17 protein-coding genes are annotated in these 17,786 nt (G+C 60.0%); 7 read left to right on the top strand and 10 right to left on the bottom strand.

Annotation, left to right across the window (positions count from 1 at the left end; translation table 11 throughout):
- Positions 1-328: 328 nt before the first annotated feature.
- The 4 genes from lapD to ACA056_RS21255 form a co-directional block, all read right to left on the bottom strand.
- Complete coding sequence (gene lapD / locus ACA056_RS21270; protein ID WP_497267528.1) at positions 329-2,269, bottom strand: cyclic di-GMP receptor LapD; 1,941 nt, start codon at positions 2,267-2,269, stop codon at positions 329-331.
- A gap of 22 nt (positions 2,270-2,291) precedes the next feature.
- Positions 2,292-2,999: a cysteine protease LapG gene (gene lapG, locus ACA056_RS21265; RefSeq protein ID WP_497267527.1), complete on the bottom strand. Its 708-nt coding sequence runs from the start codon at positions 2,997-2,999 to the stop codon at positions 2,292-2,294.
- Between the two features lie 84 nt (positions 3,000-3,083).
- The gene (locus tag ACA056_RS21260; protein WP_462040735.1) at positions 3,084-3,479 is read right to left on the bottom strand and encodes a YbaN family protein; all 396 of its coding nucleotides are present in this window, start codon (positions 3,477-3,479) and stop codon (positions 3,084-3,086) included.
- A gap of 10 nt (positions 3,480-3,489) precedes the next feature.
- On the bottom strand, positions 3,490-4,077 hold the full coding sequence (locus ACA056_RS21255) for a UPF0149 family protein (protein ID WP_133839201.1): 588 nt from the start codon (positions 4,075-4,077) through the stop codon (positions 3,490-3,492).
- Between the two features lie 274 nt (positions 4,078-4,351).
- Between ACA056_RS21255 and recQ the strand changes: the two genes are divergently transcribed.
- The 4 genes from recQ to ACA056_RS21235 all read left to right on the top strand — a co-directional run bounded on the left by recQ (position 4,352) and on the right by ACA056_RS21235 (position 9,271).
- A complete protein-coding gene (gene recQ / locus ACA056_RS21250) occupies positions 4,352-6,478 on the top strand; it encodes a DNA helicase RecQ (protein ID WP_046046447.1) in 2,127 nt (708 codons plus the stop codon).
- 119 nt (positions 6,479-6,597) lie between these two features.
- Positions 6,598-7,032 carry a MarR family transcriptional regulator gene (locus ACA056_RS21245; protein WP_497267526.1) on the top strand — a complete coding sequence of 145 codons (435 nt, stop codon included), beginning with the start codon at positions 6,598-6,600 and terminating at the stop codon, positions 7,030-7,032.
- A gap of 128 nt (positions 7,033-7,160) precedes the next feature.
- Positions 7,161-8,951 carry a motility hub landmark protein FimV gene (locus ACA056_RS21240; protein WP_497267525.1) on the top strand — a complete coding sequence of 597 codons (1,791 nt, stop codon included), beginning with the start codon at positions 7,161-7,163 and terminating at the stop codon, positions 8,949-8,951.
- Positions 8,952-8,983: 32 nt separating this feature from the next.
- On the top strand, positions 8,984-9,271 hold the full coding sequence (locus ACA056_RS21235; protein WP_497267524.1) for an Rdx family protein: 288 nt from the start codon (positions 8,984-8,986) through the stop codon (positions 9,269-9,271).
- On the opposite strand, the gene ACA056_RS21230 is transcribed toward ACA056_RS21235, so the two are convergent.
- Together ACA056_RS21230 and ACA056_RS21225 are read right to left on the bottom strand one after the other, a co-directional pair.
- The gene (locus ACA056_RS21230) at positions 9,265-10,158 is read right to left on the bottom strand and encodes a DMT family transporter (protein WP_497267523.1); all 894 of its coding nucleotides are present in this window, start codon (positions 10,156-10,158) and stop codon (positions 9,265-9,267) included. The two genes, ACA056_RS21235 and ACA056_RS21230, sit on opposite strands and share 7 nt — an antisense overlap.
- 95 nt (positions 10,159-10,253) lie before the next feature.
- Positions 10,254-11,018, bottom strand: a complete 765-nt coding sequence (locus ACA056_RS21225; RefSeq protein WP_497267522.1) for a helix-turn-helix transcriptional regulator — start codon at positions 11,016-11,018, stop codon at positions 10,254-10,256.
- Between the two features lie 136 nt (positions 11,019-11,154).
- Here ACA056_RS21225 and ACA056_RS21220 point away from each other — a divergent pair, with 136 nt between their 5' ends.
- Complete coding sequence (locus tag ACA056_RS21220) at positions 11,155-11,970, top strand: UDP-2,3-diacylglucosamine diphosphatase (RefSeq protein WP_201201647.1); 816 nt, start codon at positions 11,155-11,157, stop codon at positions 11,968-11,970.
- On the opposite strand, the gene ACA056_RS21215 is transcribed toward ACA056_RS21220, so the two are convergent.
- Positions 11,967-12,557 carry an HD domain-containing protein gene (locus ACA056_RS21215; protein WP_497267520.1) on the bottom strand — a complete coding sequence of 197 codons (591 nt, stop codon included), beginning with the start codon at positions 12,555-12,557 and terminating at the stop codon, positions 11,967-11,969. The genes ACA056_RS21220 and ACA056_RS21215 overlap by 4 nt on opposite strands.
- A 27-nt stretch (positions 12,558-12,584) precedes the next feature.
- Entirely contained in the window at positions 12,585-12,896 is a 312-nt protein-coding gene (locus ACA056_RS21210; RefSeq protein WP_497267518.1) for an Mpo1-like protein, read from the bottom strand.
- Positions 12,897-13,056: 160 nt separating this feature from the next.
- Between ACA056_RS21210 and ACA056_RS21205 the strand changes: the two genes are divergently transcribed.
- A complete protein-coding gene (locus tag ACA056_RS21205) occupies positions 13,057-14,118 on the top strand; it encodes an AraC family transcriptional regulator (RefSeq protein WP_497267516.1) in 1,062 nt (353 codons plus the stop codon).
- On the opposite strand, the gene ACA056_RS21200 is transcribed toward ACA056_RS21205, so the two are convergent.
- Positions 14,075-15,529 carry a TrkH family potassium uptake protein gene (locus ACA056_RS21200; protein WP_497267514.1) on the bottom strand — a complete coding sequence of 485 codons (1,455 nt, stop codon included), beginning with the start codon at positions 15,527-15,529 and terminating at the stop codon, positions 14,075-14,077. The genes ACA056_RS21205 and ACA056_RS21200 overlap by 44 nt on opposite strands.
- A 122-nt stretch (positions 15,530-15,651) precedes the next feature.
- On the opposite strand from ACA056_RS21200, the gene ACA056_RS21195 reads away from it, so the two are divergent.
- Positions 15,652-16,218 carry an NAD(P)H nitroreductase gene (locus ACA056_RS21195; protein ID WP_497267512.1) on the top strand — a complete coding sequence of 189 codons (567 nt, stop codon included), beginning with the start codon at positions 15,652-15,654 and terminating at the stop codon, positions 16,216-16,218.
- Positions 16,219-16,425: 207 nt separating this feature from the next.
- Here the strand turns inward: ACA056_RS21195 and ACA056_RS21190 are convergent, their stop codons facing one another.
- Positions 16,426-17,766, bottom strand: coding sequence for a sensor histidine kinase (locus ACA056_RS21190; protein ID WP_497267510.1), 1,341 nt, complete (start codon positions 17,764-17,766; stop codon positions 16,426-16,428).
- Positions 17,767-17,786: the final 20 nt, after the last annotated feature.

Genomic DNA, 17,786 nt, shown 5'->3' with positions numbered 1-17,786 from the left:
TCAAATGCAATCCGCTGTATGAACTGTCGCAGGCTGCGATCTTTTTAAACGCTCAATATTAAATAGATCCGTCCCCTTATCCTTTTGGTAGGGAGGGACGACTGCCAGAGCGCCGATGCCGCGATCGGGCGGAAATACAACGACTTGTCCACTGGACGCGGGGGCCGCGTTTGTCATTGGGCTGTTCATGAATGCGTACCTTCCATAGAGGCGCCTGGACTCCCGAATGGGCGGCACCGATATGGATGGATTAGACAGTCGGTGTGAGTGTTTGCCTACTGTCATATCTGACAGATAAACCCACCTTTTCGACGAACGGTCGGATCACTCACATCGGCTCCGGTGGCCCAATCAACCGCCCCATCACCCCAAACACCCCCAATTCCCTGAGCACCTCCAGCTCCCCCTTGGTCTCCACCATCTCCGCAATCAACGGCAAATCAATGCTGTTGGTTGCCCGAAATATCGCTTCGATAAATAGCCGTTTATCACTCTGCTCATCAATGTGACGGATGTAAGCACCATCGATTTTCAAGTAAGCCAGCCCCAGTTGAGTCAGGTTGCCGATCTGGCCGAAGCTGCCGCCGAAATGCTGCAGACCGATGCGGTAACCGGTGTTGAGCAGGCTGTGGCTCAGGCGTTGCAGTTCTTCCTGAGGCGGTAGTTGGCGTTCGTCGATTTCCAGAATCAGCAACGGCGCGAGTTCGGGCAGCGATTCGAGCATGTCGAGAATGTGTTGCAGCTGCGCTGGATCGCGCAGGGTGCTGCCGGACAGGCTTAACGCCAGGGGCCAACGATTGACGATGAGGTAGTCGAGGGTGGCTTCGAGCATGGCCAGGTCGAACCGCGCCGACCAGCCGAGTCGCTCGATCCACGGCAGGAAGTGCCCGGCGGCAATGGCCTCGCCCTGCGGGTCGAGCAGGCGCGCGAGGACTTTGTGATGCAGCACCTGGCTGGTGTCGGCGCATTGCACCACCGGTTGGAAATACAGTTGCATCTTGCCTTGGTTCAGGGCGTCGTCGATCCAGGTTTGCCAGTCGTTTTGGGACGGGTTCGGCGCGGTGATGGAATCGGCCAAGTGAACCCACGGGCGTTCGGGATGTTGCCGGGCTTCGGTCAACGCTTGATCCAGTCGCAGCAGCACGTCACTGGCCGGCTCACCGGGGTGGTAGGGGACGATCCCCAAATGCGCCACCGGCATGGAGTCGCTGGCACCGGTCAGGCGCAGGTTTTCCAGGGTGGCGCTGATTTCGCAGGCCAGGCGTGCGGCGTCGGAGCTGTCCAGCCCTGGCGTCAGCAGGCTGAATTCACCGCCACGATTGCGCGCGGCTAGCCAGGTGCGACGTTCCGGTGGCTGGGTCAGGCGCTTGAGCAGTTCACCGACGGCGCTGATCAGCGCATCGGTGCGCTGGCCGCCCAAGCGTTGGTTGAGACCGACCAGATCGTTGATCCGCAGCATCAGCAAATGGCCGTCGCTGCTCTGCTCGGAGATCAGCAACTCGTCGGCCAATTCTTCATCCAGCAAGCGTCGATTGGCTAGGCCTGTGAGGCTGTCCTGATACGACTCGGCCCGCAGTTTTTCACTGCGTGCGACCTCTTCGGCGAACAGCGCCTTGAGCTTCTCGACCATCTGGTTCATGGCCAATACCACGCGTTTCAACTCCGGTGTGCGCGGCAGTTTCGGCAGGCTGAGGAACTCGCGTTTGCTGATGGCTTCGGCTTGTTTGACCATCGTGTCGAGTGGGCGAAATTGCCGGCGCAGCAACCAGCCACCAAACACGGCACTGAGCAGGCCGCACACTAGTAACCAGATCAGACTGCCGAGGGTGCTGTCCCAGAGTTTGGCCAGGGCGAACTGCGGATTGCTCAACACTTCGACCCGTGCCGCCTGCACCCAGCCGCGCATGATCAGCGCTTCGCCACCGGGTGGGTGCAGGTTGACCAGGTTCACAAACCAGGCGGGAACACCCTCGATTTGACCCGGCGCACTGCGCTCCACCAGCACCTGCGCATCCTCGATGTTGATGATTCGAATGCTGCTGAAATAACCGCTGTCGAAAATCGAGCTGACCATTAATTCGATCATGGCCGGGTCATCGATTTGTGCCGTCAATGACAAACCCAACGCGGTGGCGGCGTCTTGGGCGTGGGAGCGCAACTGGCCGAGCATCTGGTCGCGAGAGCTTTCCAGGCTGACAAAAAAACTGCCGCTGAACGCCACCAGCAAGAACAGGCAGATGGCGAGAAACAACTGTTTACGCAGTGACATAAATCGCTCCTTGCTCAGGCGGCTAGCCGTCGCCCACGGCGAACCCTTCGGCCTGCATCTTTTTCAGTACGTCCTGCCAGCGCGACAGTTTTTTCGAGTCGCTGCTGCGTTTGCCGCCATTGGCTCCAAGCAAGTACAGGCCTTCTGCGTTGAAGGCGTACACCGGCAGCAAGTCTTTGCGTTGGGAGGCGGGGCGGACCTCGCCGATCAAGTTGTCCAGCACCAGCGGATCGGCTGTGGGGCTGTTGTAGAAAGTCAGCACCATGTGCGCCTGGTTCTGGGTCAGGGCTTTCACGTAGGTGATGCGCAGTTTCTCGCTGGGAATCCCGAGGTGGCGCAGGCTGAAATATTTCGCCAGTGCGTAGTCCTCGCAGTCAGCGGCGCCCTTGATCAGGGATTCGACGGGCGTGGCCCAGTAATCGGTCTGATGCCAGATGCGGGTGTCGTCCAGAAAGCTCAGTTGCTGATTGAAGAAGCGATTGACCGCGTTCAGTTGCTCGCGCTCGGGGGCATTGACTTCGCCTTGCAGCATCTGACTCCAGGCCTCGATCCTTCCCCGTCCCGGGCCGAGGGTGCCGTAGCGTTGTTCGGCGGTTTGCAGAATCTGCGTAAAACTCCAGTTGGCCCCGACACTGTCCAGCCCGGCCAACAGAAAAGTGATCAGCAACAGCCATCCTCCGAGCCGAAGTCGGAGCGTTGACCATCCTGGACTACGCGGACTGCGGGACATGTCTGGCCGCTCGGGTGCAGATGCCTGAAGTCTAGGCGGTGTTTTTTGAAAGGGAGGGTTGATCGTCGGAGGAACGATCAGCGATCAGGGCTTTTGCAGGGTTTTCTGTTTGAGGATGTAGAGGGTTACCAGGACGGCGCTGGTCAGCATGAACCCCCGCGCCCACGGCAGGGGCACCAGATAGCAGGAGAGCAGGATGCTCGCCCACATCAGGCCGATGGCGTAGACCTTGCCTTTGAGCGGGATACCGTTGCCGCTCAGGTAGTCGCGAACCCACGGCCCAAGCCGCGGATGTTCAACCAGCCAATGATAAAAGCGCGGCGAACTGCGGGCGAAGCAGGCGGCCGCCAGCAGCAGGAAGGGCGTGGTGGGCAACACCGGCAGGAAAATCCCGATCACCCCCAGCGCTACGCTCAGCCAGCCGATGGCCAGCAGTACGTAACGCAACATCAGGGAGCGGTTGCCTATGGGGTTGTCCATAGGCAAAACCTTAGTGGTGACGAGGCTTGAGGATCGCCGGTTTTTCGTCTGGCGCCTGGCACAGCAGGTACAGCGCGGTCAGGGCTTCCGGGATCTGCACGATCATGTCGTCCATCAGGTTGGCGTCTTTGGCGATGTCTTCGAACTCAGGCTGTTCGTCGAACAGACCCGAACCGACCATGATCGGCAGCAGCATTTCGCTGACTTCGTCTTCGGCGGTTTCGAACCAGGCCGCTTCGCGCAGGAACACGCCTTCCATGAAACCGATGCACCAGCCGCGCAGGTCGGAATCGTCCGGCTCTTCGCCCAGGTCCAGGTCGCACGGCAGCTCGAACTCTTCGTCGGACGCCAGTTGGCGAGCGATGTGAGCCTTGAGGGCCAGCAGGGTGGATTCGATCGCTTCACGCTCGGTGTCGTCGGCGTAATGCGGCTCTTCGGCGAAGAGGGCGTCGATCCATTCACGGTCGGGAACGTTTTCGGAACAGATCGACAGCGCAGTGAGGTAGCCGTGGGCGGCCACGTAGTCCAGCGCCTCGTCATGCAGTTCGTCGGCGTCGAGGAAGACTTGCAGGCGGGTTAGTTGCTCAGCGAAGGACATTAAAGGGCTACCTTGGGAATTAAACAGATGCGGGAATTCTAGGCCTTCTTGAGCACTCAGGCCAGCCGCGCGGCATATTTGCGCCCACAAGCCTCTTATCAGCGGCGCCCTTTGCCGGACAGGGGTCGGGTATACTCGCGCGTTTTGTGATGCCCTGCCGGCGTCGCGGCTGAAATGTGAAGCGTCATGCAATGCGCACTTACGATTTGTCGGTGCAGCCTTCGTGGTTCTGAACCAGCCTTGCAGGGATGTTTTTGTGATTTTTGGAGTTTCTATGCTCGAACAGGCTCAACGCGTCCTCAAGGACATCTTCGGCTACGACAGTTTCCGTGGCCGTCAGGGTGCAATCATTGAGCGCGTGGCCAGTGGCGGCGACGCCCTGGTACTGATGCCTACCGGTGGCGGCAAGTCCTTGTGCTTCCAGGTGCCGGCGCTGTTGCGCGAAGGCCTTGCGGTGGTGGTGTCGCCGCTGATCGCGCTGATGGACGACCAGGTTGCGACCCTCGAGGAGCTCGGAGTCGCTGCCGCTGCATTGAATTCCACGCTCAGCGCCGAGCAGCAGCGCGATTTGGCTGCACGGATCAAGCGCGGTGAAGTGAAAATGCTTTATCTCGCGCCCGAGCGTCTGGTTCAGCCGCGGATGCTGGCTTTCCTTCAAAGTCTTGAAATTTCCCTGTTCGCCATCGACGAAGCCCACTGCGTGTCCCAATGGGGCCACGACTTCCGCCGCGAATACCTGCAATTGGGCCAGTTGGCGGAATTGTTCCCCAACGTCCCGCGTATCGCCCTGACCGCGACCGCCGACAAGCGTACCCGGGAAGAAATCGTCGACCGCCTTCATCTTCAGGATGCCGAGCGCTTCCTGTCGAGTTTCGACCGTCCCAACATCTTCTATCGCATCGTGCCCAAAGAGCAGCCGCGCAAGCAGTTGCTGGCGTTCCTCGCCGAGCGGCGCAGCGATGCCGGTATCGTTTATTGCCTGTCGCGCAAGAAAGTCGACGAAGTGGCGGTGTTTCTCAGCGAGCAAGGCTTCCCGGCACTGCCGTACCACGCCGGTCTGCCCAACGATACCCGGGCTCACCACCAGAAGCGCTTCCTTAATGAGGAAGGCCTGATCATGGTCGCCACCGTGGCGTTCGGCATGGGCATCGACAAGCCCAACGTGCGCTTTGTCGCTCACCTCGACTTGCCAAAATCCCTTGAGGCTTATTACCAGGAAACCGGTCGCGGCGGCCGAGACGGTCTGCCGGCAGACGCCTGGATGGCTTACGGCCTGCAAGACGTGGTGATGCTCAAGCAGATGTTGCAGAACTCCGAGGGCGACGAGCGTCACAAGCGTCTGGAGCAACACAAGCTCGACGCCATGCTCTCGCTCTGCGAAGAAACCCGCTGCCGTCGCCAGACGCTGCTGGCCTACTTCGACGAAGACATGCCCGAGCCGTGCGGCCATTGCGACAACTGCGTCGATGGCGTGCAGACCTGGGACGCCACCGAGCCGGCCCGTCAGGCGCTTTCGGCGATCTACCGCACCGGCCAGCGTTACGGTGTCGGGCATTTGGTCGATGTGTTACTGGGCAAGGACAACGAAAAGGTTCGCAGCTTCGGCCATCAGCACCTGTCAGTATTTGGCGTAGGCAAGGCGATGGGAGAGAGCGAATGGCGCTCCTTGTTCCGTCAGCTGGTTGCCCGCGGTCTGGCGGACATCGACCTGGAAGGCTACGGCGGCCTGCGCCTGAGCGACACGTGCCGGCCACTGCTCAAGGGCGAAGTAACCCTGGAGCTGCGTCGCGACCTCAAGCCGCAAACCACGGCCAAAAGCAGCAAGAGCCAGGCGAGCCAACTGGTTCGCGGCGAAGAGCGCGAACAGTGGGAAGCCCTGCGCGCCCTGCGTCGCAAACTCGCCGAGGAACATGGCGTGCCGCCGTACGTCATCTTCCCCGACTCGACACTGCTGGAAATGCTCCGCAGCCAACCGACCTCGCTGTCGGAAATGGCCACGGTCAGCGGCGTTGGCGCGCGCAAGCTGGAGCGTTACGGCGAGGCTTTCCTCGAAGTCCTCGGCGGGCAGGTCGAGGCACCGAAAGTGGTGGCCGACCTGCGCCACGAACTGATCACCCTGGCCCGAGCCGGCATGACACCGTTGCAGATCGCCGGTCAGCTGCAATGCTCGGAAAAGAACGTCTACACCCTGCTCGCCGAAGCGATTGGCAAGCAGCAGTTGTCGCTGGAGCAAGCGCTGGATCTGCCCGAAGAGTTGATGGGCGAAATCCAGGATGCGTTCCTCGACGGCGAAGGCGAATTGCCGCCCGTGTCGGAGATTGCCGCACTGTTTGCCGGGAGAGTGCCGGAAGGCGTTTTGTACTGTGTTCGGGCGGCGCTGCAATCCGAATTCGAGATTTAGGTGACCTGTCACATAGATGTAACGATTCAGTACAGAGCAAGCCTTGCCTCCAGCCAAGGGTCATGCTTAGCTGACTAATAATTAGTTTTTCTTTATTTCAGTCTAATCATGAGTGTTTTATGCCGTTAACCGACCAACACCGCTTTGGCATGCAACTGGCCCAGATGTCGCGCGGCTGGCGTGCCGAACTGGACCGCCGTCTGGCTGGTCTGGGGCTGTCCCAGGCGCGCTGGCTGGTGCTGCTGCACCTGGCGCGTTTTGACGAGGCCCCGACCCAACGTGAGCTGGCGCAGAGCGTCGGCGTTGAAGGGCCGACCCTGGCTCGTCTGCTCGACAGCCTCGAAAGCCAGGGACTGGTGCAACGTCAATCGGTGCTGGAAGACCGCCGGGCGAAGAAAATCGTCCTCTGTGCTCCGGCCCTTCCGTTGATCGAACAAATTGAAACCATTGCCACCCAACTGCGCCACGAATTGTTCGACGGCGTCGATGAGGCGGATTTGAAGGTCTGCATGCGTGTCCACGGGCACATTCTGACCAACCTGGAAAAGTCTTGAGGCATAAACGTACCCAGGACTTTTGAGATACCCCGTTGGGCAGACTATAAAGAACTACTTGGCAATATCGTGTTCGTACCGGATGTGCGAACGCGTACAAGATGGTTCTGGTTATCTAAGGGATGCTCATGCTCGAGAGTTGGCATATGGTTTTGCGGTGTTGCGCCAGGCTGCTTCTGGTCGGTGGTGCTGTCACTTTCTCGGCATTGGCGCCCGCGTTGGGCTTGGGTGATATCACCCTGCATTCGGCGCTGAATCAGCCGTTGCGCGCCGACATCGTACTCGAAGATGCCGCAGGTCTGGAGGAGGGCGAGCTCTCGGTCAGTCTGGCGACGGCGGAGGAGTTCAGCCGCGCCGGCATCGATCGGGTGTTCTTTCTCAATAATCTGAAATTCACGCCGATCATGCGCGGCAACCGCAGCCTGATCCGGGTGAGCTCAAGCAAACCGGTCAATGAACCTTTCCTGAATTTCCTGGTGCAGCTCAATCAGCCCAACGGGCGCGTGCTGCGCGAGTACACGGTGCTGATCGATCCGCCGGGTTCGCCAGGGATTGTTCCCGTCACTGACGAACCGGTTTCCGACGTTCAGTCCTCCGGATTCCCGACGGTTGAGCCGGCCGTTGCGAAACCACCTCCGGCGAAGGGTAAAAAGCCGCCATCCCCTCGCGTCGATCAACCTCCGGCCACGCCTGTGAGTGATCCGGTTGCCGAACAACTGGCCGCCAGCGTGCTGCAAAACCAGCAGCTGCAAGCAACCATCGATGAATTGACTGCGAAGCTTCAGGCCCAGGAGGAGCAGGTCGTCGGTCAGAAAAAGCAGGTGACTGAACTGCAAACCCAATTGGCGGAAATAAAAACCGCAGCGGTAGAGCCGGTTGCACCCGCCGTTGCGGCTCCCGCGCCGGCCATTGTTAAAGAGCCTGAGGCCACCAACTGGGGGCTGATTTTCGGGTTGCTGGCGGTGGTGGTTCTGGTGTTGCTGGGGGTATTCGTTCGGCGTCAACGACAACAGGTTCAGGCATTGCCCGACGCTTTACCTGTTCTGCCGTCACGGCATGAACCGGCGCTCAATCGCACTGCAGAACCGGTTGCCCAATCGACAGAGTTGCAACCGGCAACTGAATCGAGTGAAGAGTCGCCCGCAGGCGATGTGCTCGAAGGGGTGGGCATCTATCTGGCCTATGGCCGTTTTTCCGAAGCGGCCGGTTTGTTGCGAGAGGCGCTGATCAAGGAGCCGCAACGCACGGATCTAGCCGTTCAGCTGTTGGAGGTCTTGGGTAAACAGGGTGACGTACCCGCCTATGAAGCACAGGAAAATAACCTGCGTGACACCGGATACGACCTGCAAAAACTTCAGAATATTCGCGCCCAACACCCGAAACTGAGCCGTGCGGTACCGTTGGCTGTCGCAGCGTCAATCACTCCCCCCAAGGCTGCGATACTCGAAGCAGCGCCCAACGATGAGTTCCAGTTGAACCTGGATGACCTGTCGATGGATTCGAGTTGGGACCTGGTCAGCCCTTTTGAACAATCGCCGTCCGCCGCGAAGCCATCGAGCGAATCGGCGCCGGTCGAGCCGCCGTTTATCTCGAACCTGCACGTCTTGCCCGAGGTGTTTGAAATGCCCGACGACTCGACGCTGGACGAGCCCGATCTTGAATGGGTTGCCGAGCCTGATTCCCAGTCTCTGGATGACACCTTTCTCAACGAATTCAGCGATCCCGGCCAGTCATTGGAACTGGAGCCGCTGAACCTGGAACCAGCCGAGCCGAACAGTGCCGACAAACTCGAGCAAGCCCAGACCTGCATTGATGATGGCGATGTGGACAGCGCAATCGAACTGCTCAACGAGTTGCTCAAAGAAGGTAACGAGCCGCTTAAGCAGACCGCCCGGAACCTGCTAGCCGGGCTATCATAGCGGCGCCCTCTTGTTCAGGAGTTTCGCCGATCATGACTGCACGCAAACCGGAAATCATCATCACGTATTGCACGCAATGCCAGTGGCTGTTGCGTGCTGCCTGGCTGGCCCAGGAACTGCTCAGCACGTTTGGCGACGACCTCGGCAAAGTGTCGCTGGTGCCTGGCACCGGTGGGGTGTTTCACATTTTCTGTGACGACGTTCAGATCTGGGAGCGCAAGGCTGATGGCGGTTTTCCGGAGGCCAAAGCGCTGAAGCAGCGGGTCCGCGATCAAATTGATCCGGACCGCGATCTGGGGCACAACGACCGTACTCAGTGAGAGGCGGCTTCTGCCGCAACGGTCTTCTTGCTTGAGCCGCCCGAGAGTCGGCTGGAGACCACGATCGCCACGATGATCAACGCGCCACCGAGCAGCATGCGCAGTGTCGGATTTTCATCGAACAGCAGCCAGGCCATGGTGATGCCGTAAACCGGCTCCAGGGCGAAAACCACGGCCGCGGTTCGCGCCTTGATCACTGCCAGGCTGGCGACAAAAAGACTGTGAGCGACGCCAGTGCAGAACACCCCGAGCAATCCGATCCACAACCAGTCGATGGCGCGCACTTCGCTCAACTGCGGTGCCGCCACCGGCAACAGGCACAACGCGACCACCACGTTCTGACACAGCGCAGCCTGCACCGCCGGGATTCGCCCGGAGCTGGCGCGGTTGGTCAGCGATAGCAGAGAGAACAGCAAACCTGAGCCCACCGCCCACAGCAGACCCATTGTGGCGCCGCTGGCCAGATCGAAATCAGGGGTGACCAGCACCAGCCCGACACTGACCAGCACCACCAGCAGGATTTCGTTGGCGCGAATTCGCTCGCGGAAGATCAACCCTTCAAGGATCACGGTAAACGCCGGGAAGCTGGCGAAACCCAGGGTCGCGATTGCCACGCCTGCGACCTTCACTGCAATGAAAAAACTCACCCAGTGTCCGGCCAGCAGTAAGCCGCTGAGCAACAGTCGGCGCCAGTCCACCGCCTCGAGTTTCTGCCAGCGAGTAGTGCTGGCGAACCGCGCAAAAACGGCTAACGCCAGCACAGCGAACGCGGCACGACCAAAAACGATAATGGCGGGGGAAGCCGCAGCAAGTTTGCCGAACACACCGGTCAAGCCGAACATCAGTGCGCCGATATGCAGGGCGCCAAGGGCGGTACGGGGAGTCATTGCAATCCTTAACAACAAGCGAACAAAGATGTAGGAGCAGCGTTTGGCAGCTCCTGCATTGAACCGTGAAACCCCCAGTTATGTCTGTCGGCAAACTATTGCCTTTTGTCGCCAACCTCGCGCCGCAATTTGCCGGGTGAGGCACCGAACTCCCGCAACACCGCCGCCGCGAAGGCGCTCTGCGAACTGTAACCGACCCGACTGGCAATCTCGCCGATCGGTAGCGCCGAATCCCGCAACAAGCCCACGGCCATGTGCAAACGTCGACTGCGGATGTAATCCATCGGCGTCTGCCCGCATTCAGCAACGAACCGCGCGTGCAGCCGAGCGCTGGACAGACCGGCGACGCGCGCCAGATCGGCGACTTGAAGTGGATAGGCTGCGTACTGATCGATGTGCGCATTCAGCGCCGCATAAGGCAGGCGCCGACCGCCGACGATCTCGGGTTTGGCGTTGTTGAGGCTGGCCAGCAATAACACCGCGCCTTGTTGCGCGATCAGTGGATCGCTGACCTGACTCCCCGCCAGCCAACTGACCAATTGGCTTTGCCCGGCATCCAGCGACAGGCGACCGGCGTTGTCGAGCAAGCGACGACTGGCTTCGGCGTGATCACCCAGGGACTGAGAAACCCATTGGTCGCTGGGCACATCCAGCACCAGGCAACGGCTGCCATTGGCGCTACCGCAGGCGTGATGGAAACCGGACGGCACCACCACGAAACTCTGCTGGACCACCTGGCTGCCACGCCCGTCGACCTCGAAATCCAGCGCACCCGACAGCCCGAACACCAGCTGCGCATGGTCGTGGCTGTGGACGATCAGGTCATGAGTGTATTGGCGTAGCGTGAGGATCGGTCTCATCGCAGGTCTCCCGGGCAAGGCTGCCAGTCTACACCGAGGGCAATCTTGGGGCGCTGTCACAGGACTGACTCGCCACTGTCATGGGCAATTAACCCGACCGGCGCAAAGTTGCAAAAACTTTTGCAGAGGGTTGCCCATGACCAGCGCCGAGCTCGCCAAACCCAGTCGTAAGCAACGTGTGCGGACCTTGTGGATTTCCGACGTGCATCTGGGCACCCGGGATTGCCAGGCCGAACACCTGTCGCAGTTTCTCAAGGGCTACCACGCGGACAAGATCTACCTGGTCGGCGACATCATCGATGGCTGGAAGCTGCGCGGCGGCATGTACTGGCCTCAGGCGCACACCAATGTGATCCGCCGCTTGCTGACCATGAGCAAGCGCGGTACCGAGGTGATCTACGTCACCGGCAACCACGACGAATTCCTGCGCCGCTATTCGAAGCTGATTCTGGGCAATATCCAATTAGTGGACGAGGCGGTGCACGTGACCGCCGATGGCCGACATTTGTTGGTGATCCACGGCGATCAGTTTGACGTGATCACCCGCTATCACCGCTGGCTGGCCTTTCTCGGCGACTCGGCCTACGAATTCACCCTGACCCTCAACCGCTGGCTCAACCATTGGCGCGCACGCTATGGCTACGGTTACTGGTCGCTGTCGGCGTACCTCAAGCACAAGGTCAAAACCGCGGTCAGCTTCATCAGCGATTTCGAAGAAGCCATCGCTCACGAGTGCGTCAAGCGCGAGTTGCACGGCGTGGTGTGCGGGCACATTCACCATGCCGAGATTCGCAAGGTCGGCGGGGTGGATTACCTCAATTGCGGAGATTGGGTGGAGTCGTGCACTGCGCTGATCGAGCATTGGGACGGATCGATCGAGTTGTATCGATTGGCGGATGCCCAGGCGCGGGAGGCCGAGTTGAAAGCCGTCAAGGTCGCGGAGCCAGCTTAAGCTGGCGCATGTTTTTCCATCGCCGCCTTGTAAATTGAATGCTTCGGCTGAGCAAACAACCGTTCCATCATCGGTTCAAAGAAGCTCAGCGGCAGCGTGTCATACGCTGGATCGAACGCCGCTGCGTCATATTTGGCACAGAACTCAATGGTCGCCTGATACTGCGGATGCCCGCTGAATTGCTCGCGCAAATGCCGGTCCATCCCTAGATGATGGAAGAAGTAATACCCCTGGAAAATTCCGTGCTTCTCGACCATCCACAGGTTCTCGGCGCTGACGAACGGCTTGAGGATTGCCGCAGCGATGTCCGGGTGGTTGTAGGAACCCAAGGTGTCGCCGATGTCGTGAAGCAGCGCGCAGACTACGTATTCTTCATCGCGGCCATCACGCCAGGCACGGCTGGCGGTTTGCAGGGAATGGGTCAGACGATCCACCGGGAAGCCGCCAAAGTCACCCTCCAGTAATGTCAGGTGCGCCACAATCCGTGTCGGCAATTGCCTCGCATAGGCACTGAAGTCAGCAGCGATGATCGCCCAGTCTTCCTGCGTGCCGTCCTGCATGTGGGTGAAACGGGCGTTGGCATTCATCGGCTGTCCTCCTGTGGTTCATTGCGCCTAGAACGGCACGCGACCCAGAATCATGTCTCGGTACATGACGAAATCGCCGAGCAGGCTGTAAAACGGATGTTGAAAGGTCGCAGGACGATTCCTCTCGAAGAAGAAATGCCCGGCCCAGGCGAAGCTGTAACCCGCCAGCGGAAGGGCCCATAACAGCAGCCAGGCGCCTTTACCGATGGTCAGGGCCAGGATGAAAATAACCAGCGTCGTGCCGATAAAGTGCAATCGTCGGCAGGTACTGTTGCTGTGTTCGCTGAGGTAATACGGGTAGAAATCAGCGAAGCTGTTGAAACGTTTGATGTTTTCCACGACTGCGATCTCTGTGGTTATTGTTCTGACTGCAAGTTGTTCTGCGGGTAGCTTATTTGAGTCTAGAGTGATCATTGGCATCAGCCAGTGACAATAGGCGCCACTTTAGTATCCTTCGGACATTGGCCGTAGCATGCGGCTCATCATGTAAGTGGACGACATGAGCGAACGAACGACTTCTGCAAGCTGGACGATGGGGATTGTCAAAGCACTGGAGATGGACGGCCTGGATTGCCGGGTTCTGTTCAAACAGCTAGGGCTCGACTACGCGGCACTGGATGATCCGGACGCGCGCTTCCCGCAAGATTCCATGACACGACTGTGGCAACGCGCGGTTGAGCTGTCCGGCAACCCGGCGATTGGCCTGAACATGGGCAAGGTGGTGCGACCGGCCTCTTTCCATGTGGCGGGCTACGCCTTGATGTCCAGCCAGACCCTGGCTGAAGGCTTTCAACGGCTGGTGCGCTATCAGCGGATCATTGCGGAAAGTGCCGACCTGAGTTTTCGGTTGTTGGAGGAAGGCTACGCGCTGATTCTGACGGTCCACGGCGACCACCTGCCACCGACCCGGCAGAGTGCCGAAGCGTCACTGGCCTGTGCCCTGGCGCTGTGCGGCTGGTTGACCGGGCGCACCCTGCAGCCGCGCAAAGTGCTGGTGCAGGGCGATCAGCCCGCCGATCTCGAACCCTATAAACAAGCCTTTCATGCGCCTTTGGTGTTCAACGCGCCTTATGACGCCTTGATCTTCGAGCGCGCTGACATGGAGGCACCGCTGCCAACCGCCAACGAGGCGATGGCGTTGTTGCATGACCGGTTTGCCGGTGAATACCTGGCGCGGTTTTCCGAGAGTCGCGTGACCCACAAGGCGCGGCAGGTGCTGTGCCGTTTGCTGCCCCAGGGCGAACCCAAGCGCGATACCGTGGCGCAGACGCTGCATCTGTCGCAACGCACCTTGCAGCGACGCTTGCAGGAAGAGGGCACGAGTTTTCAGACGTTGCTGGACGACACCCGGCGTGAACTGGCCGAGCAATACCTGGCGCAGCCAACCATGACCCTGCTGGAAATTGCCTACCTGCTGGGGTTCGCCGATCCGAGTAACTTCTTCCGCGCCTTCCGACGCTGGTTCGATGCCACCCCCGGCGAGTACCGGATGCGACTGATGGAAGCGCCTGCGCCTGTCAGTGACGCCAGAACGCCGGAATACACAGAACAAACACCGTAATGATTTCGAGTCGGCCCAGTAGCATGCCGAACGAGAGAATCCACTTGGCGGCGTCCGGCAGGGTGGCAAAGTTGCCCGCCGGGCCAATCGTCTCGCCCAGTCCCGGACCGACACCGGACACCGTGGCGGCCGCGCCGGTGAGGGCGGTCATCCAGTCCACGCCGAGCAGCGACAACAGCAGCGCGATCACGCAGATGGTGATGGCGAAGAAGAAGGAAAAGGTCAGAATCGAACGCACGATCTCTTCGTCGAGGCGGTGACCGTTGTACTTCTGCTTGATCACCGCGCGCGGGTGAATCAGCTGGTTAAGGTTGGCCTTGAGCAGGATGTACGCGACCTGGAAGCGGAAAATCTTGATCCCTCCAGCGGTTGAGCCTGAGCAGCCGCCGATAAAGCCCAGATAGAAGAACAGCATCAGCGAGAAATTGCCCCAGAGGCTGTAGTCCCCCAACGCGAAGCCTGTAGTCGTTACCACCGAGGTCACGTTCAGCGCTACATGTCGCAGGGCTTCCAGCCAATGCAGCTGGGTGGTCCACCAATACCAGGTGCCGAGCACCAGCCAGGTCACCAGCAACATGCCGAGCAGCCCCTGAACCTGTTCATCCTTGATCAGTGCTTTGCGGTTACCGCGCAAGGTCGCTACATACAGGGTGAACGGCAGGGCACCAAGAATCATGATGACGATCGCGACCCAATGCACTGCAGGCTCCGGCCACTTGGCCAGAGACTGGTCGGACGTTGAGAAACCGCCGGTGGAAATCGCTGACATCGCGTGGTTGATCGCATCGAACGGGCTCATCCCCGCCCACCAGAACGCCAGGCTGCCGATAATGGTGATGCCGACGTAGGCCGCAACGATCAAACGCGCCACCATGTGCGAACGGGGCATGACTTTTTCGGAACGGTCCGACGACTCGGTCTGAAACAGCCGCATGCCACCGATGCGCAGCAGTGGCAGAATCGCTACCGCCATGCCGATAAAACCGATGCCACCGATCCAGTGCAGCAATGAGCGCCACATCAGGATGCCGGGAGACATGTTGTCCAGGCCCGTGAGCACCGTCGCACCGGTGGCGGTGATGCCGGACATGCTTTCGAAGAACGAGTCGGTGTAGCTGATGCGCTGGGTCAGCAGAAATGGCAGCGCAGCGAAGATGCACACCACCACCCAGCTGCTGACGGTCAGCAAGTACATGTCTCGCGGGCGCAGGTGTATGTGTTCGGGACGACCGGGGATGACCAGGGCCAGGCCGGCGACGAAGGTGATCATGCTGGCCCAGAGGAACGATGGCAGGTCGCTGGTGCGGTCGAAAATTACCAGTGTGGCCATGGGCACGACCATGGCGATGGCCAATGTGATCAGGAAGATGCCGATGATGAAACCAATGATCCGTAAGGTCGGCAACGCCATGAAGTCCGCTCGGGCTGAAGAAGGGAAGGCCGCCATTCTACCTGCGGGGCAGGGCATGTAAACCGGCACCTCCACTGCAGTTGAAGCTAGAATAGCCGCACATATTTTTCAGGAGGTGGCCGATGCAGGCTCTCGACGCTTTGCTCAACCGTGTTTCCGTTCCACGACTGCTCGAACCGGCACCCACCGCAGAACAGCGCGAAGTGCTGTTTTCTGCTGCGATGCGTGCGCCGGACCACGGCCATTTGCAGCCTTGGCGCTTCCTGACAGTCGAAGGCGCGGCGCGGGAGCAAATGGGCGAGTTGCTGGCCGAAGCAGCGAAGCTGCAGGACAGTGAGGTGTCCGAGGCGGCGCTGGACAAGGCGCGTAATGGTCCACTGCGCGCGCCACTGGTGGTTGTGGTGATCGCGCGGTTGCAGGATCACGTTAAATATCCGAAGTCCGAACAACTGCTGGCGGCGGGCTGTGCGGCTCACGGGATTTTGCTGGCGGCTTATGCGCAAGGGATTGGCGCGGTGTGGCGCACGGGTGAACTGGCGTATTCGGCGCATGTGGCCAAGGGGTTGGGTTTGGCGGAAGGGGAAGAGGTGATCGCGTTTCTTTACCTCGGCACGCCGCAGAAAGAGCCGCGCGTGGCGGAGAAAGTCGATCTGGCTGAATTTGTCAGCGCCTGGCCTTCCAAGGGCTAAGGCTTGTTGTTCATGAGTACGGTGTGAATCATTAGGATCCCCCCCCTCACCCTAACCCTCTCCCCAGAGGGTAGAGGGAACTGATCGAGGTGTTCTTGGAGCTGCATCGACCTGAAAAATCAGGTCGAACTCAGGATATGAAACGCCCCGATCTGCTCCCTTTCCCCCTCTCCCCCGTGGGGAGAGGGTTGGGGTGAGGGGTGGATTTCAGAGCTGCACCACAGCCCCAGGCACCAACGGCAATTCGAGACTGGCGATAAACCCTCCCTGCGGGTGATTAGCCAACACCAGACTCCCACCGTGACGCTCTGCCGCACGGCGCGCAATCGCCAATCCCAAACCATGCCCGGCCGCCGTCTGCCCCGGCGCCCGGTAGAACGGCTCGCCCAACTGGCTCAAATGCGCAGCCTCTACGCCCGGCCCATGGTCACGCACACTGACCACAATCCGCTCACCCTGACGCACCGCCTGCATTTCAATCGATTGCCCCACCGGGTTGAACCGCTGAGCATTGCGCAGCAGGTTGTCGACGGCGCGCTCGATCATCGTCGGCCAGCCTTTGAGGTTCAGCTGCGGCTCGGCCTCAAGGCGCACGTTCTGTTCCGGTGAACCCAGTTGAGCATCCTTTTGCAGAGTGTTGAGCAGCGCATTGAGATCAACTTCTTCAGCGCTGGCGTTGTCGGCATCGACCCGCGCCAGAACCAGGATTTCGCTGATCAGTGCTTCCAGTCGGTCGCACTCCCGAGTGAGGCGCGGCCAGAGTTTTTGCCGTTCTTCAGGGTTGGCTCGCTCGGCCAGTGCCAGCGCAATGCGCAGCCGGGCAAGTGGTGAACGCAGTTCATGGGACACATCCCGCAGCAACTGCCGCTGACTGCCGATCAAACTTTGCAGACGCGCGCCCATGCGGTTGAAGTCGTTGGCCAGCACGCCGAACTCATCGCGGCGGTTGGCCAGTTTCACCAGGCTGTTTTGTTGGTAGGTGGTTTGCCCCAGATCATGCACCGCGCCGCGTAAGCGGTTGAGTGGGCGAGTAATGGACATCGTCACGAACAGACTGAACAAGGTCAGCACCACCAGCGCAATACCCAGCGCACTCAACGGCCAGAGCAGGCTTTCGCGGTGCCAGGCGTCCAGTTCAGGGTGCGGAATGCGGTAGATCAGCAGGTAGGTGTCGCCGGTTTTTGCGCTGGTGTACTCATCGGTCAGCCGGCGCCATGGCAGGCGACGGTCGTCGTTGTTCTGTCGCGCTTCGAAGGCCGCCGCCCGACGTGGGAAGGTGCCGCGCACTACCGGATCGCCGCTCTCATTGAGCACTTGAACGTCGATGTGATACTGGCGCTTGCGCTGTTCCAGAATGTCCTGGGCCGCGTCTTCACCCTGTGATTCGTAGGTTTGGGTCCACTGTTCGGCCAAGGTATTGAGGCCGGGATGGCGACTGAGAATCCACGCGTCCTGGTTGAGCATGTGCCCCAGCAGAATGGAGAGCCCTGCAACCAGAGCGATGGCCAACCAGAAGCTGGCCAGAATACGCCAGAACAATGAGCGCACAGAAAATCCTCAAACAAACA

The organism is Pseudomonas sp. LBUM1666 (genome assembly GCF_059695775.1).
Note: the sequence above shows the minus strand (reverse complement) of the source record. Positions and strands in the feature narration are given on the sequence as shown.